Origin of the sequence: Rhodococcus sp. I2R, assembly GCF_020889545.1 — a bacterium.
In the GTDB taxonomy this organism is placed as follows: Bacteria; Actinomycetota; Actinomycetes; order Mycobacteriales; family Mycobacteriaceae; genus Rhodococcoides.
Map to the genome: position 1 here is coordinate 217,840 of NZ_JAHUTG010000004.1, position 16,226 is coordinate 234,065.

Genomic DNA, 16,226 nt, shown 5'->3' on the forward strand with positions numbered 1-16,226 from the left:
TGGGCCACCGTTGTGGCGGTTGCTACCGGCGGCGGCGGTCACCGGGCTTCGGTCGATGCGCTTTCGTCGGTACTTTCCGTGGTGCGGTGGCTGGTGTGGGTTTCGCCGAACTCGTGGGTGGGCTGGATACGGCAGGGGGTTGGTGTATCGGTGGTCCCGTGAATGGCAGCGTCTCCAGCGGCCGGGGTACCCGGCGCGCGGCATGCTCTTTCACCGTCATTTCTCGGGTGGCGTGTCGGGGAGGACGTTGGGCCCACTGGGCTGCGCGGAAGACCGCGGCGATGGTGGCTGGCCATTTTTCATGGTCTGCAGCGCTCACCCAGTTGCTGTCTCCGCCGTGGTGGATTCTCAGCGCCTCGCGAAACGCCTCGACATACACAGAGTGGTCTGCCGGGTTCGGTGCTGGCATGTCGGACTGGTCCGTCCATCGGTACCGGCGAGTGCCTCGCAGGAAAAGTTGCGGAACAAGATGTACTGATCCGAGGCCGAGGGGCTTGGCGGCGCCGACTTTGTGGGCTCTGACTGGTTCCGGACTGCCGGTGCTGGCGGGGTTGGCGAGAGTGATGGCGGTGAGCAGTGCGCCGAGTTCGGCGCTGGTGAGGTTGACGAAAGTGATCCGGCCGGTATAGACGGTGCCGGGCGCGACGGGGCGAATGGTGGTATCGGTGCTCTCACCGGTGTTGGTTGCACCTTCTGGAGCAATCTCGGCGTGGGCGGTGACTGCCTTTGTCCATTCACTGGCGTGCGCCTCGAGGCCTGCCGAGGCTGGTTGGTCCCAGCGATGTAGATAGACCTCTCGGCCACGATAGGACATATCTCCTTCGATGTCGTAAGTCACTTGCCCCGAAGGTGTGTCCGATGCTGGTTGCCGTAACCGGGTATGCCAGGCCTGAATTTTCGGGCTCAACAACGGAATCGCTGCCCTGCTCAGTTCTGTGGCACTGCCGAAGTCGGATAGAGCGTGTCCGCAGTGCACTCGTGCCGCGATCGCGTCGGTGCCGTCGACGTCGCCGAACAAAGCCTGGACGGCGTCAGCTCCTTCGTCGGCGAGTTTGCCAGGTCGGTGGTGCACGTACGGGGGAACGGTCTGAAGGACTGTGCCGCTGGCAGGGATTCGAAAGCCGCCTGCGCGGCCGATTCGGACCACCTCCTCGACTGTTCGGCCGGAGACGTCGTGGGTGGCGGTGTCGAAGAACACTGGCAGACCCTCGGCACCCGCACCGTGCATGTCGGCCAACTGCTTCCAGTCGGGAAGCGCGTTCTGGTACTCGGTAAGTTGGTCGGGGTCATCGAGCGTCCTGACGACTTCCGGCGGTACTCGGAGGGTATCGCGACGTTGGCTATTGCCTTTGTTGGCTTTGGTTTCATCCGCGATCCACGTGTCGGCGATCCAGTCGTCAGCGTAGGTGCCGGGAATGCTGAACAGGTAGGCGTGCACGGTGGACGTATTGCCATCGTGAACTAGGCCGGTGGCGTGAAGGACCATCTCGGCGGTGTCCGGATTTCCGGTTCGGCCATCCTCGAACCCGTACTCATCGAGGAAACTGTCGAACGCCGTTTCCGCATCGATGCAGTCGGCGGGCACCGATTCGTTGGTGCGGTCGGTCCGCAGCCGAGCAAGAGCATTCTGTTGGGCATGCTTGGCGGTGGACCCGACCGCATACGGTACGCAACGCATCGTCCGTGGTCGCGCCACCCAATCATTTCTTTGTTTAAAGTCTGCTCCGCGCGCCCATACCGCTGCCCACACGACGTGGATCAGCCGGTCGTTGATGTGGCGCAATGTCTCATTCGATGCCTCGAACGTTCCGATTCCGAGGTCGCGCGAGAGGACGGCGCGGCGGACCTTCGGGATCGACGCGTAGTGAGTGGTGTGAGAGCTGCGGACGTGCTCGGGTAGCTTCAGCCGCAATCGGGCGCTCTCGATGACCTCGTAGCGTCCGTCTTCGCGGGCAACGAGCAGCCCGATTCTCTGTCTACCGGGCGCGCCTTGGCCGTCGCGGCGCTTGTGATAGCGCTGTGCGAGTGCGGCGATTCGGGCCTTGTCGGCGCGCTCGAATGCTGTGTCCGTACGCCTGTTGACTCGGGGTTCAACGGGATTGCGGTACCAAAAGTGCTTCTGCCCTTCCGGTTGTGAGCCGATGTTTGTTCCGATCATCGAACCGAGTGTCGACCTGAGTAGACCTTTGAGCGTCGATCCGGGGATGGCGGGGTGTCCACCGAGTGTGAGGTGGCGTTCCTCGCGCTCGGCGGAACCTATGAACACCGGGCTCAGTGCGGTGATGGTGAGATCGATGTGCCCGCTGAGTCGGCCGGTCACTGGGCGGTCGTGTCGTGCACTCGAGCGGTCGACGTCGAGAGCAACGGAGGGCAGCGGTGGGGTGAACGGGATGAAGGTGTAGGGGGCGGTCATCATTCGCCTTCCGGTCGTAAAGAAGTGTGGTCGGTCCGCGTCAGGCGGTGTAGTGGTCGAAGCACACGGCGGCAACGCGGACGGCGCCGGTTCTCGGGTCTGCGGCGAAGTGTTCCCGAATGGTCAGCGTCAGTGGCGCAGTGCTGCTGCGTGGTTCGGGTACAACAGTTCTCCTGCCGGTGGCGGGATCGACGATGACGGTGACCGCGGGACTGTTCTGGGGGTAGGCAGCGACAGAGGGCCGATTGGATTGCTCGAGCAGCACCCTTCGAATGCGCGGTGTGGTGGGGGTGTTCGGTTCAGTGGTTATGGCGGTTCGCCAGACGGCCGGCGTGTCGACGCCGACGACGAGACATTCTGTGCCACTGGTGAAGATGCGTAGGTGCATGAACGTGGAGGGGTCGAATCGTGCAGGTGCTCCGAAGGTGTCGGCGAAATGCCAGCTGTCGCCGGGTGCGAGCCGGCCGACGGTATAACCGTCACCGGGGCGTTCGGCGATCATCCACCACGTCGGTGCGGCACCCGCTCCGTCGATGTTGTCGGTATCCGGCGGCGTCGGCGCAGCGCCCGTGGTGAGGGCAGTGAGGACCTGATCCCGTGCGACGGTGGTCAGTCGTAGGCCTGTGATGGTGGGCGTGGTCACGGTATCTCCTGGCCTCGGTCGATGAAGTCGATCAGTGCGGTGACTGCGGCGACACGGGAAGTGGAGTCTCGGAACCGTTCCCAGGTAGGGAACATCTCCCGCGGCCCGGTGATGGTGGCGGCGGTCAGAATGCGGCGGCCGTGACCGACACTGACACCACCGCCGAGGGGAGGTGCGTGGCCGTCGGTGAGGTCGCGCAGAATCAACGCGAACAAGCCTGTGGTGACGTCGAGTATGTCTTCGGTGCAGCGGATCCTCACGGTGGCTGTCGATGTGGCGCCCACAAGGACGCGGTCGGCGAACAGCGCTGTTTCGACCGACCCGAGGGTGAGTGGGTTGATTCGCACGCGTGGGAGGGTCTCGACTGTTCCGCCTACCAGCGGTGGCTCGTCAACTCGCACTCGTGATGGGCGCGCCGTGGAACCGTGTGCTCCGAACAGCTCGGCGTGGAGCGCTTCCGCTCGCGTCTGTGACGCGTCGGGGTCGGTGGAGTCGGCGGCAAGAGCGCCGAGGATCCATCGGGCGTGCCGTGCGAACCAATTGTGCAGTGCTGTACCGGAGTCGACACTTACAGGGTCGCCGCCGCTTCGGGGACGGTGCAACGGCGCTCGCTGCACGGGCAGCGGGCGTTCGGCAGTGCCGAGGTCAGCGCGTGCGGGGTCGGGCGGGGAGCCGTGCAGCAACGTTGCAGGGTGTGAAGCATTGTTGGCCAACAGTTCTCGAGATGCGAGCGTCATGGTGAGAGTGAGTTGGTTGCGGCGGTCGGCTGCGTCGATCGAGTCGAATGCGTCGGCAACACCGGTGATGCGGGCCGGTTTCGGCGCCGCGGCGCACGCGGAATCGAGGGCAGTCCTGATCTCGGAGTTCTCGGCTGTGAGATCGCGGCCGGGATCGACGCGGTCTCGGAGAAACCATCCGCGTACACCGTGAGCTGTCCGCAGGTCGTGGACGGTGATTGTCCACGAGTCGGCCAAGACGCTGCCACGGCCTCGCCCGCTGCGCATCCCCAATGTGATGGACCCGTTGGTCAGACCCGTCAGCGCGACAGCGAACGCGGCGACCCAGTGGGCGGCGTCGGCGCGCGTGGAGTCGATATGCAGGGCCCACTCGCAGTCGAACGCGGCTGGTGGTTGGAGGACCTCGTCGGTGAACACTGCGCCGGGGGCCACGGTAGCAGTGGCAGGATCGGTGCGATTACCGGTACGAAATCCGATGGCCGGGGTGACCTGCTCGGGGTTGTGGGCGACTGCGTCGAACGTATGGACGGTGCTGGGTCGGTCACCGGTGCCGAACAGGCGGTTCGCCACATCGAGTCCGGCGACGGCTTGTAGGTGATGTCTCAGGAGCCCGGCTTGGCTGGTGCCCAGCCATATTGGTCGCCCGGTGGAGCCGTCTCGGACGAGTTCTGCACCGGCGGTGCCGCGTCCCGTGGACAGCGTGGTGTCGCTACGTAGGTGCACGCGTGCTCGGACGTGGACTATCACCGGGCCTGCGGCGGTCATGAAGTTGCCTCGCTGGTACGGAGCGCGCGCAGTAAGCGGCGCACCTTTAGATGGGCAAGGAGGGGTCGGTGGTTTTTGATCCAGTCTTGGGCAGTGTCGTTGGCGGTGGTGTCCGTGATGAGGGCTACATCGACCAGGTCGTAGGGATCGAGAGGGGCGGTGCCGTTCGGTTGGGATGCGTCGGCGATCCACCGGGCCAGGGTGATGGTGTTCGGCGTGGTGGTGCCGGAAGGCAGGGCCCACGGGTCGACGCGAAGCCTGCAGCGGATCAGGGAACTGTGTGCGACTCCGCGGTCAGGGAAGGAAGCGATGGTGCGGATGAGCGTGTCCAGTTCAGCAGTCGCGGTATCGGTGTCGGGATTGGGGCTGGGAAGGGCCGCGAGCAGCCGGGAGAGAGTGTGCCGAGACGGCGGTGAGGTGGCGGTACGTGCGATCACGCGCGCATCGTCGGTGATGCGGGGTGTTGCATGACCACGGAAAAGGCGGTCCTGCAGCGACTGCACTGCCGGCGTGTTGGATACCGGTGTGTCGTCGGCGATGGGAGTCCCGTCGGGCAGCCGCACGGCCGCAGTACCACTGCGGTGAGTGGGGACGGTCATGGTGGTCGCCCGCGTCGCGGGGGTGCTCATGCGCACAAGTCCGTATCCGTCGGCTCGGCGGTCACCGATGCGATTGGTCAGTATCGCGGTCCAGGTGTCCGCGTCGATGTCGATGGTGGTGGTAATCGAGACGACGCTGCCTGCGTCGGCCGCCCAGTGTTCTGGGCGAGGCCCACCGAACATTCGATTGAAGCCGCCGACGCGGGTCGCAGCGACCGAAGCGGGCCTTGCAGGGTGGGCGGCACCGTCGGTTGCGGTATGGCGGTCGATGGACTCGACGAGCGCGTCGCCGACTGCGGATGGATCGTAGTCGCCGGTCCATGAGCTGCGGACCAGTGCAGGGGTGACCAACACCAGGTCGAGGGTTTCTCCCTCAGCCGTGTTTCGCTGGGGCTCAGGCCAGGGGTGCTCGTGGACGCGGTGACCGAGGACCACGAGGTCCCCGCCGTATGCACCGTCGGAGCTGGCGCCGACGGTCAGTGTGCTGCGGTTCAGGACTTCGATCAGGATGTCGGGCGCGCGTTCGTCGACGATACGGAAAGTCGCTTTGAATTCGGTACCTGGTGCGAGCACCGTTTCGGTGAATGGTCCTGAGCGTGCAGTGGTGTCGGTGGTGTCACTACGGCGCATCCGGTCGATGACGGTGGTTGGGGTCGGTGCTGGGCGTAGGGTGCCGCGGTCGGTGATGGTGGGGCCGGCGGGTGTGGTCCAGTCGGTGACATCGGTGAGGTTCGGAAGGTCGCGTGCGTCATGGATGGTGCCGTGGCGGGCGCCGACAGTGTTATCGACGAGCGTGCTGCGGGCAGCAGGGTACGCGAGCACCGGAGTGTTGGTGGGTTGGAAAAGCGGTAGGGCCGGTGCACACCAGACTCCTTCGTTGGCGACGAGAATGCTCAGCTCGTCCTGTGTGCAAGCGCTGGCAATCATCCCGCGCAGAGCTGCACCGGGAATCTCGTGGCTGGTGCGCGGCGCAACTCCGCGTGCGCTGGGATTGAGCAGTGCCCGTTCGCGTAGGGCGAATGTGACATCGAGGAAGGTGATCATCGGGTACTCCCGCCGAGTGCTGTGGTGACGGTAGGCGTGGTGGGAAAAGCCAGTGCGACGGTGTGTTCGCGGTCGCAGTCGAGCGCACATTCGATCTGTCCGGGGCCTCGGCTCTGACCGGCTCCGATCTGATCGAGGAATACACACAACCGAGCCAGGTGGGTGACGTCGGCTTCGGTCGGGGGCGCGAGCCACTGCAGCGGGGCGTGGAGAATCAGCGAGGCGCGGACGGCTCGGACAGTGCGGAGCGTGCCAGGAGTGGGTGCGCCGTCGTCACTGATCTGCGTCGAGGTGACAATAGTGGTGTAGGCGTCACGAATTCGAGTGTGCAGTCGCGCTGCCGCACCGTGGGTGCCACGGTCGGCGGCAACCGATCGCGCCACTGTGATCCGGACGTCCGTGGGGTGGTGAGCATGTCCGATTCGCAGAAGTCGGCGCCCAGTGGTCGATCGGGCGGCTCCGAGCAGTCTGGTGGTCGCGCCAACAGCGTTGGCATCGGACAGGGCGGCGATGGAGCCCACCTCACGCAGCCGTTGGGCGATGCGATGGCGAGGGATGTACGGCAGCCCGGTGTCGTCGACGACGACGTCCAGGTCGACGTCGAGCGGATCAGTGGTAGCGATTCCGATCTGCGCCGGGGTCAGCAGACGGATGGTCAGCTCGGCCGGGACCGAGCGTGGTTGTTCGACTTCGGTTTCGCTCATGACTGAGCCTCATCGAGATGGTTCTGCGCGGCCGGATGATCCTGTTCCGCCGGGTCCTTCTGCGGTGCGGGATCGAGTCGGTGGTCGGTCAGGATCAGGTGGTCGTCGAGCAGATCGATCACGTCGACGACGATGCTTCCTTTGGGCGCCCAGGTCGGTGGGACCGGTGCGAGTAGGAGCCGAGGAGTCGGCAGGGTCGTGCCGGTGAGCGCGACTTCACGGGCAATCTTCGCAGCGATGACCCCGTCGAGGGATTCGGTCGTGGGGTCGCTGGCGAGTGCGGCGGCACGGAGATCTGTCTTGACCCAGCTACGACGGTCCGCCCAGGTCCCGGTGCCGCGTATCCCATCGGTGCGGGCGGGGTCGAGTGCAGTGAGAAGATGCTCCCACGTCGCCGAGTTGCTTCGGTGAGGCTGCCACGGCGGGGGCGAGTGATAGGGGCGAAGCCCGCCGCCTGGATCCGCGCGATCGGACAACACGACGGCAGGGTCGGCGGTGCCCCGGTACCAGTCGACGATGTGGCCACCATCGGTGCTGTGGTGCAAGCGCCGTGTCTGTTTCGCGGAGGTGCACAACCCGGCAGCGAGGTCGTGTGCTGCAGCCAATGAGTATCCGACCGGTACGACAGCGATTCCGATACCTACGGTGACAGCGAGATGGTCGTCGCGACCGAAGACCGGGGACGCCTTGCGCAACCGGGTGCGCGGGTCGTGTTCATCTGTGTGCGCGGTGTCGGCAGAGTCGAGCCAGTCGATGACAGCGGCGGCGAGGGTCCAAGCGATGCGCGACTCGCAGACCAGGACCACGTCGTCACCGGCCGTTACCCAAGGGCGTATCGGGAGCAACCACTTTCTTGCGTCGTTGGCGTCGACGTCATCGATCTCGTCTATTCCGTCGCTGTCCGAGCGGTGCAATGGGAATTCGAGAGCGACCGGCGCTCCGCTGACCCAGGGGACCGCAGTGCCGTCCGGTTCCTCACGAACGGTCACTGCAATAGCGACGCGGTCGATCATCGCTTGGACCATGCCGTTGGTGAGGCCGCGCAGGGCGTCGGCGACGGTCGCGGTGTCACGATGTTCAACCGAGGCGAGTATTGCTCCGAGGTCGTTGACGTCGATGACGAGTACTGCGATGTGGCTGGTCACCGATTCGCTGCGCCCGAGTGCGTCGATGCTTGTAGGGAGGGCAAATTCGAGGCCGCTAGGCAGTGGTGCGGCGGAAAGCCATTGCTCCTGCCGCTCGCGGTGCCAGTCTCTTCCGCGGCTGCGGGCGCGTAGTGCTTCGTCGGCGACCGGAACAACGGTGCCGTCGGGTCTGCGTCTTTCGGTGGTGGCGGGCACTCCTGTGATCGTGCAGGCCACAGCGGCATGTGGAAGAGCCCCGGCCAGGTGCGGGAGCGTGGTGTGGCGGGCCGCGACGAGCAACTTCGCTGCCAGGTCGAGCGCGTCATGCGGGGCCTGCTTATCGGGGACGAGTTGGATCGCTACCACCGGGGAGAGCGCGTCGGATACATCGAAAACAGCGCGGGTATAGCGGCTCACGAGGGTGCGAACGGTTTCCGGGGGCACCTCGCTCTCACCTGACGAGGTGTCGTCGACGCCGAATGTTATCGCTCCGGCACCACGATGGACGAGGTGCTGACCGGACTCGAGAATGTGGTGGCTTTCGAGCCAGGCCGGATCGGTGAGGTCCTCGATCTGCGCGGCACGTCCGATGCCGTCGAGAAGCGTGCGGGACCGGTAGACGTAGGATTGTATTCCGGTCAAGTCGACGTGGATGTACCACTGGCGCAACTGCGGTCCTCCCGGGTCGGTCGCGCCGGTAGCGCGGACACTTGAATAGCCGACTGTATTGGGTTGAGGTTCGATGTGCCGATCATTCAACCGACCGACCCAGGTGGACGGGTGGTGACCTGGACTCACATCGCCGCCTGTGTCCATGTGCCTCCGCGGGTGGTTACCGCTTCCTCCCAGACCCTCTGAACAGTGTCCGATCGCTTCGCGCCGATGCCAGTTGTACCTGCCGCGCCACCGACAGAAATAAGTTCCCACCCCGAAAGGTCGGGGAGTTGTTCAGCGATCGCAGCGGCCAGGGCCGTGCGCTCCTCGGGCGTGTCCTGGGGTGCAGATTCCAGTGCGACGTCGATGTTGTGCATCAGATCGCTGACCACCAAGACCGTCGGCGTCTGCCCCGCGCCGAGAATCCGGTCGAGTTGGCGGAAAGCGCCCGTGATGTCGGACGCTCCTCCTGTGCCGGCAGTGGCGATGCAGTCGGCGAGACCACGGATACGTCCGAACAATTCCGGGATCTTGACGTCTTCAACCTCGGCGGCGATACCGTCTGGGTTGTCGCGAGCTGCAGTGAGGTTCGTAAGGGAGACCGGGGTGGCCGAGCACTGTTCACCTGACGAGTTCGAAGTGATGGGAATCACCTGAATCGAGGCGCAGCCTTCCTCGGTGGCGAAGCTGGTGACCACCGCGCGGGCGCTATCGGTGACGGCCCTCGCACTTTCGGAGAGATCAGTGATCATCCCGCACGGGGTGGTTGGCTCTGGAACATCGGTACCGCACGCGGTGAGCAGTACCGCGGTGGAGGCTGCTGTGACACCGGCCGTGAGGCGGCGGATCAATCTGCGACTGGTCGAGTACACGATGGGTCAACTCCTGAGGTATGGGGGGTCCACCGGTGATGTCGGGGACAAGACGTGGTCCACAGCCGCCGGCGGTGGTGGCCGCCGGCAGCAACAGAGATGTCAGCGTGCGTCGAGTTCGGGGAAGTCAGGCGCGGTCTTCGGAAGGGCGATACCCGGTTCGGTGGGCCGTGAATCGGAGGGTTCAGGGTCGGTGATGATGTGGCTGGTCATGGACGGATCACCCAGGCGCACCGCTAGATACACACGTGCGTGACGGCGAGCATGCTCGAACCGCGCGTTCAACGCATCGAGGTAGCGTTCGGCCAGAACGGCACGGTCCTCCCGCATCCGGTCTCGGCTCAACAGGTCGCAATGAGCGCGGTGACGCACGGTGTCAGCAACACGGGCGGTGCGCTCTGCGCGGGCGGCTACCTTTTCCGCGGCGACCACTCGCCAGGCCCGCACGAGCAGGTGGAACGCGGCACCGACGACGACCGAGACAGCCGCCAACATCAGCATCACTCCGCCGACGAACAGAGCGTCGGAGATCAGTGCCGAGTCGTGGGCCTTCTGTGCGGCCACCGCGGGATCGACTCCGCCTGAGGCGGACCCACCAAGAACGCCGCTACCGGTATCCGCGGTGGCGCGGGCTTTCGCAGCCTCGCGGTCGGCCAAAACCGAGGAGCGTCGCCACGTCAGTCCGCCCAAGGCCAATAAGGCAAGGACTGCGTACAGCATGCCGAGCACCCCGAATGCTCTTACTCCGTCACCGGATTTCGCAGTGCTGCCTGCGATCTTGGCATCCTGAGCTGCGGCCAAGCGGTGACCCACCATGAACCATAAAGTCGCGTACCCTAGCAGAATTCCAGCGGAGATCACCGATCTGAGCGCCGCAGGCTGTTCCGGCATGATCAATGCCAGCGAGGACCGCAGGAAGACGAACTCGGCCGCGGTGGCGGCGGACTGCACGAGCACCAGCCCTGCCCCAAGCGTTGCTAACGCCGCAAGAGGCAGGGCGCACAACCCCTCGAGTGCGGAGGCATTCACCGACCGCAACCTGCTCCGCGATGCAGCGAGGCCGCTGCCGGAGTTCGCCGCAGTATCCGCGGCGGTGGTGTTGATTGGACCCACTGTGTTGGTCACGACTACTCCCGGTCTGTTTCGGGTGGAAAGGGGGATACCCTCGTTATCGTGGACAACGTGCGCGGTGCTGCCGCCGAGGTGTCCGACCTGCTACGCGAAAGGTTGACGAGCCGGCTGGCCTGACGTAGATTTTCGTCTGCGGGCTTTGGCTCGGTGAAACAATCGAACAGCGCGACTTCTGAAAGTTTGGCCGTCAGGCCTGCGAATAAGGAAGTGCAGCCTGGCGGCCATCCCAGCCGCCCTCGGCTGGTGCATGGGAAGAAACTTCCTTGCACCAGGAGTTCGTTGTGCAATCGAATACCCGCATCGGCCGTCGCGAGAACTGCGTGATCAATGACCGTTGTCGCTACAGCGTCGGCCGCGTGATCGACACTGTCGTACGTCGATATCACGATAATGTGAGCCCTGGATCCAAGGAGATCCATACCGACTACGCGGGCCTGCTTGCCTACGCACTTTCGCTTGCCTGTCCTTGTGAAGGTCATTGGGCCATGGAGCTTCCAACCGAGATCGGCCGAAGAAGCGGCAAGAGAAGGTACTCCATCATCAACCCGCAGATGCGAAACAGAGTGAGAGCTACCTTGATTCGGCTTGACGCTAATCTGGCGATCGATCGTCAGCGTTTCGTGGACCTCCGCCGACGCGACGAACTGAGTCCGGAAACTCGAACGGCAGAATTTGATCTCGCCCAGGTCTTGCGTGACTTGATTCGCGTTAGGCCGCGTTTCGACGCCGCCGAAACAGCTGCCACCGCACGACCCCTCCGGAAGCTGCTCAGTCTTGGTTTGACCCCGATGCTTGCCGAAGTCGGTTCGCGGCTTATCGGCGCAGTTTACGGGCGCCACTACCGGAGCGCTGCTCACTTCGGCGCACCCTCGCCGGACACGCTGGGTTTAGCGCTCTACCTGCAGGACACCGTGAGGATCAACGTGGCCGCCTCTCGGCGCCAAAACCGCGACTCGACACCTTCGGATGCCGTCCTCGAACTTCTCGTCACCGATTTGTCAGTGGTCGCTGACCTCATCGTCGAAGCACGCAATGCCATCCAAGACGCAGATCCTGGACTGTGGTTGGAGTTTGAATCTGAGTGCCGCGCGATGTTGACTGAATCTCTTGAAGCAGCGTGCTTCAGCGATGACGGCCGGTATATCGACGCGGATCCAATAGCCACCAGCCCGGTGGCGGGGATCAAATGGGCTTCCACGGCCTCAGCGGCGATCGAACCTGAACAGCAGCTCGTCCGCTCGTTGATCGACATCGACACCGGAGGCAGCCACCCTTACCGCGCACTTTTTCGCCTTTTCGAACGACACATCGAGACCGGCACCCCCGAAGTAATTCAGTGGATCACCGAGTGGGTTCTCGGCGGCGGTGGAACCGTCGCAGCTGATGCAGTGTTCGCGCGGTGGCTGCGTGGCGGCCAGATCGCGAAACGAACTGTCGGCGAGTCTAATTCGGCGAAGTTGCTTCGTGCTGCGGCTGCCGATCCAGACCCCGAGGCGCTCCGCGTGGTGGTGACTCGATCACGGGCATTGCTCATCGAACTCCAGGTCGAGCAGAGCCTCGGAACTCGCGCCCAACAGCACCTTTCGTGACGCTGTCATCCGGGTGGGCGACCTGGCTGCCCACCCGGATTACGCACGTGTTCGTGCCCACACGCCTCGGTATGCACCCGTATGCAGCGTCAGCGGCGGCGGCAGACAATGCCGAGCTGTCCGCGACATGCATCGTGTACCAACAACGCCCAGCACAAAGGAGACATCATGGACTACCAGCAGCCCACAGCCGGGAACGTGAGCGAAGTGCGCTACGCCAAAGAACAACTCAAGATCCGCAAGAAGGCCGAGGAAATCCGCAAGCGCAATCTCGCCGCCGAGCTTCGGCGCAAGGCGCAGGAGACCAAGCAGAAGAAGTAGACGTCGGGTGCGTTCTGGGGCGGGTACAAACCCGCCCCAGAACGTGTCGTAGACAAAAAGCGTGCATCACAATTCGCGGAGATCGCCTCAGCGGCATCAAGCGTCGGTGGGCAGCCTCGATCGGACTTCCCAAGTGCCACCGTCGACGGAGCGCTCAACAGTGTCGAGGCGCGTGCAGTCATTTCCGCAGGTGAAGCCATGGCGGTGGGGCAAGTGTCGGTAGCGAGTAATTCCGGACCAGGGTGCATGCAACGCGACCGAGTAGTGCCAGGTCACAGCACTCGAAAATCAGGTAGGGTCACCGACAGCACGAACGCCTACGGGCACAGAAACTGAATTGTGGAGGTTCAACTCCGAAGAGTTTGTCACCGACAGCACGAACGCCTACGGGCACAGAAGCGGTTGATGTCCCAACTCTGCATCGTGACTCATAGTCACCGACAGCACGAACGCCTACGGGCACAGAATCGCTGCCCGTGTCGTGCTGGCTGACAGTCGCATGTCGCAGACCGAAACGATGGATGGCTGCGACCTGATGTGAATGCATACCGCTTCTGATCAAGCGGCGGGTTCCGTGGGTTATCGTGGTCGCCGTGCAGCGTTGGGAGATCGAGTTCAGTGGTGACGGCGCTCGGCTCCAGCCCAGGTTGCGTTGGTCGCAGTACCTCCCTTTGGGGCTGAATGTGGTAGGCGAGTACGAGAGATCTCATCACGGTGTGGTCAAGCCACACACCGTTCGGTCGGTGGCAATCGACCAGCAGGCATCGACGCTGACTGCGACCGTCTGCTGGCTCTCGGACCGCTACGTCCCTCCTATCGATCCAACGGTTCTTCCTGGGCGACAGTTCGAAATCGGCGGTGTATTCCTGCGATGCGTTGCCGCACGCCTCGTCGCAGACGTCCGTCAACGAGCCCTATTGGGTGATGCGTTCACAGATCCGTGGCTGCCCGATCCGGTAGACAGTATCGACGACCCGGTTGCCGAGTTCAGAATCCGTAGCGCGTCACCATGGGTGTTCGCGACCAGAGACCCTGTATTCGAGTTTCATCCGGGACGACTATTGTCGCGCCTTGCTCGCCGCTGGAACGAAATGCTGGTGTGGCGGCCGCATTCGACCCCCGATGATCGTGGTCTTACTTTTGAAGAGTCCGTCCCCCAAGACGTGATCGAGCAATTGCTCGAATGCACCTTCGCTGTGAGTGTCTCGCGATTGACTGTCAGCGAGCAGCAACTGGGGTTTGACACGAAGCGAGGGCAGGCGCGAACGAGACCGGCTATTGAGGTCGATGCAGTCGTACGTTGTGCGGCTGACTCGATCACGACAGTGCTGTGGTTCCAGACTCTGATGCGCTTCGCGGTCTGGTCCGGAACTGCTACTGGGACGACCTCCGGATTGGGACAGGTCGACATTCAGCAGGGGCGTCGTTTCAATGACCTTCCCCACGCGGTCGTTCCCGAGTGGGACTTTTGGTGATTTTGCTGCTCCAGGGACGATGAACCATGTCTTGTGCGGCTTGCCAGGGTAAGAGGACCGCCAACTTGCTGAAGGTATGGATATGGAAGGTCGGCTCACTCGATGCAAGGGATCCGATTGGATAGCGCTGATCGGAGGTGATCGTGCAATTGCGGGACTGGTAGAGCGTGCGCGTCATGCTACTGGTCCGAGTAATTGTCTGCGACGTAGGCACTCAGACCGGCGTTCATGCGCCAGGGTCAGCCCTCTTCTGACGGCCGAGCACCAGTGCTGCACTGAGTCCGGCAACGCCTGCGCCCACGATGACAACGTCGTACATAACAGCGAGCTCCGATCAGCGGACGAATACATGCGCCGCTACTATTGGAAGTGATTGTCGTTGTCGATGATGGTAGCCGACCCTCGCCGGGTCGGACCGCTTGACCGAGAGGACCCACGTGCACGCGTATGCAGATCCGTACGCCCGATCCGCCGACCACCTCGATCTGCTCAGCGCGGGGATGTGGGAGCACCTGACGCCCGCTGTCACGGAGGCATTGGCAGACCTCGCCGAACACAGCACTGTCGTCGAACTCGGGGCGGGCACCGGGCTCGGAACCGATGTCATCGCACGTGCCGCGCCGACCGCGTGCATCGTGGCGGTCGAACCGTCCAGTCACCTCCGCGCCGTTCTGTTGCACCGTGTCGCGTCCGACCCCGACCTGCGTTCACGGGTGACGATCGAGAACCGGCCTTTCCCGGCGTCGCGGCTGCCTGAATCCTTCGACGCATTCGTCGTGATGAACACGCTCGGCCACCTGAACCGCGAAGCACGAGAAGAACTATGGCAGTTGATCGCCGCGGGACTACGGCCGCAGGGCTACGCCGTGATCAACGTCCAGCAACCAACCACCGCCTCCGCCGTCCCCGAATTCGAGATGGCAGAAGAGCGCGTCGGACACCGCACCTACCACGGGTCCGCATGGGCGGAACGCATCGACGACACGACCATGAAATGGCACATGACCTACCGGACGAGCGAGGACGGAACCGAGATCGATGCGGCTGAAGTCGAATACCTATGGAACGTGGTCGACCCCATCGCTATCGAATCCGAACTCACGCAACATGATTTACGCGTCACTGCGATCGGTGACGAGCAGCTCGGGCTACTTCGAATCGAACGGAGCGCGTAAAACGGTCGGCAAACCAGGTCGGATCAGGCGTCGAAGTCGACGGTGACGGTGTCGCTGACGGGGAAGGTCTGGCAGGTGAGCACGAAGCCGGCGTCGACTTCGTTGCTCTTCGCGGAGGCCTTCGCGTTCGCGGAGTCGCTCGGTCTCGAACCGCGAGTGCAGGTTCCGGGTTCAGTGGTCGACGGAGCGTGCCACCGCCGGCCCGCTACATCTAGTTCAACGCCCACTTCACCGATACGGACACGCTGACCGTCTGCTGGCCAGGTTCGATGGGCACCGCCATGTCGAACGAACTGGCGGACTCGCCGAGGGCCCTCGGCTGCTCTTGGCCGGTGATCGACTCGGTGATCGACAGAACGCCACCGAGTTCGCCGCCCGCGAGCGTCGCGTACTGCTCTGCGCGATCGCGCGCATCGGCGAACGCTCTGGACCGAGCATCGGTGATCAGCTCGGAATCGTCGTCGATCTTGAACGAGACCCCGGAGATTCGGGTCGCGTTGCCACCAGCTGATGTGGCATCGCCCAAGACCGCGGACGCCTTCGCCAGGTCGCGAACCGTGACCTGCAGGGTGTTGGTGGCCTGATATCCGGAGATGGTCGAGGTGCCGCCCGGCAGTGCGCCGGAGTACTGCGGGTCGATCGACACCTGTTGAGTTTGGATGTCCTCGCGAGCGACGCCGGCTGCGATGACCGCGTCCGTCACCTCAGCGACCGCAGCATTCGCCTCTTCGATGGCGGCGGTGACGTCCTCGGCCGTGGCCTGAACGCCGATTCGGGTCGTCAACGTGTCCGGTGCGCCCTGAACTTCTCCGACGCCGTTGACGTGCACTCCTGGAGGCCCCTCGGGGGACGTGGTAGCTGGACTGCTGCAACCCGCAGTCAGGGCTACGGCCAGTACCAGGGCTGATGCGCAGGATCCGACCATCCATCTGTTTCGACTCACCGTCGTAGTGTCCACCATTGCAGGTGAATTGGAAAGG

At 63.8% G+C, this 16,226-nt stretch carries 13 protein-coding genes; 4 read left to right on the forward strand and 9 right to left on the reverse strand.

Features of this window, described 5'->3' with window-relative positions; all coding sequences use genetic code 11:
- Window positions 1-22 precede the first annotated feature (22 nt).
- The 8 genes from KVY23_RS05685 to KVY23_RS05720 all read right to left on the reverse strand — a co-directional run bounded on the left by KVY23_RS05685 (window position 23) and on the right by KVY23_RS05720 (window position 10,680).
- Window positions 23-2,413, reverse strand: a complete 2,391-nt coding sequence (locus KVY23_RS05685) for an RAMP superfamily CRISPR-associated protein (RefSeq protein ID WP_230555645.1) — start codon at window positions 2,411-2,413, stop codon at window positions 23-25.
- Between the two features lie 40 nt (window positions 2,414-2,453).
- Entirely contained in the window at window positions 2,454-3,056 is a 603-nt protein-coding gene (locus KVY23_RS05690) for a hypothetical protein (protein WP_230555646.1), read from the reverse strand.
- Window positions 3,053-4,558 carry an RAMP superfamily CRISPR-associated protein gene (locus tag KVY23_RS05695; protein ID WP_230555647.1) on the reverse strand — a complete coding sequence of 502 codons (1,506 nt, stop codon included), beginning with the start codon at window positions 4,556-4,558 and terminating at the stop codon, window positions 3,053-3,055. Before KVY23_RS05695 ends, KVY23_RS05690 begins: the two co-directional genes overlap by 4 nt.
- The gene (locus tag KVY23_RS05700) at window positions 4,555-6,201 is read right to left on the reverse strand and encodes a hypothetical protein (RefSeq protein WP_230555648.1); all 1,647 of its coding nucleotides are present in this window, start codon (window positions 6,199-6,201) and stop codon (window positions 4,555-4,557) included. Before KVY23_RS05700 ends, KVY23_RS05695 begins: the two co-directional genes overlap by 4 nt.
- A complete protein-coding gene (locus KVY23_RS05705; RefSeq protein ID WP_230555649.1) occupies window positions 6,198-6,905 on the reverse strand; it encodes a hypothetical protein in 708 nt (235 codons plus the stop codon). The genes KVY23_RS05700 and KVY23_RS05705 overlap by 4 nt, the downstream gene beginning before the upstream one ends.
- A complete protein-coding gene (locus KVY23_RS05710; protein WP_230555650.1) occupies window positions 6,902-8,671 on the reverse strand; it encodes a hypothetical protein in 1,770 nt (589 codons plus the stop codon). The genes KVY23_RS05705 and KVY23_RS05710 overlap by 4 nt, the downstream gene beginning before the upstream one ends.
- A gap of 152 nt (window positions 8,672-8,823) precedes the next feature.
- Window positions 8,824-9,555, reverse strand: coding sequence for a hypothetical protein (locus KVY23_RS05715; protein WP_230555651.1), 732 nt, complete (start codon window positions 9,553-9,555; stop codon window positions 8,824-8,826).
- A gap of 102 nt (window positions 9,556-9,657) precedes the next feature.
- Entirely contained in the window at window positions 9,658-10,680 is a 1,023-nt protein-coding gene (locus KVY23_RS05720) for a hypothetical protein (protein ID WP_230555652.1), read from the reverse strand.
- Window positions 10,681-11,474: 794 nt separating this feature from the next.
- Between KVY23_RS05720 and KVY23_RS05725 the strand changes: the two genes are divergently transcribed.
- From KVY23_RS05725 to KVY23_RS05740, 4 genes are all read left to right on the forward strand, one after another.
- Complete coding sequence (locus KVY23_RS05725) at window positions 11,475-12,275, forward strand: hypothetical protein (RefSeq protein WP_230555653.1); 801 nt, start codon at window positions 11,475-11,477, stop codon at window positions 12,273-12,275.
- 168 nt (window positions 12,276-12,443) lie between these two features.
- Window positions 12,444-12,596, forward strand: a complete 153-nt coding sequence (locus tag KVY23_RS05730) for a hypothetical protein (RefSeq protein WP_230555654.1) — start codon at window positions 12,444-12,446, stop codon at window positions 12,594-12,596.
- A gap of 743 nt (window positions 12,597-13,339) precedes the next feature.
- Window positions 13,340-14,071 carry a hypothetical protein gene (locus KVY23_RS05735; RefSeq protein WP_230555655.1) on the forward strand — a complete coding sequence of 244 codons (732 nt, stop codon included), beginning with the start codon at window positions 13,340-13,342 and terminating at the stop codon, window positions 14,069-14,071.
- Between the two features lie 419 nt (window positions 14,072-14,490).
- Window positions 14,491-15,246, forward strand: a complete 756-nt coding sequence (locus KVY23_RS05740; protein ID WP_230555656.1) for a trans-aconitate 2-methyltransferase — start codon at window positions 14,491-14,493, stop codon at window positions 15,244-15,246.
- Window positions 15,247-15,457: 211 nt separating this feature from the next.
- Here the strand turns inward: KVY23_RS05740 and KVY23_RS05745 are convergent, their stop codons facing one another.
- Window positions 15,458-16,189 (reverse strand): SIMPL domain-containing protein, encoded by a 732-nt coding sequence (locus tag KVY23_RS05745; RefSeq protein ID WP_230555657.1) that lies wholly within the window; start codon window positions 16,187-16,189, stop codon window positions 15,458-15,460.
- Window positions 16,190-16,226: the final 37 nt, after the last annotated feature.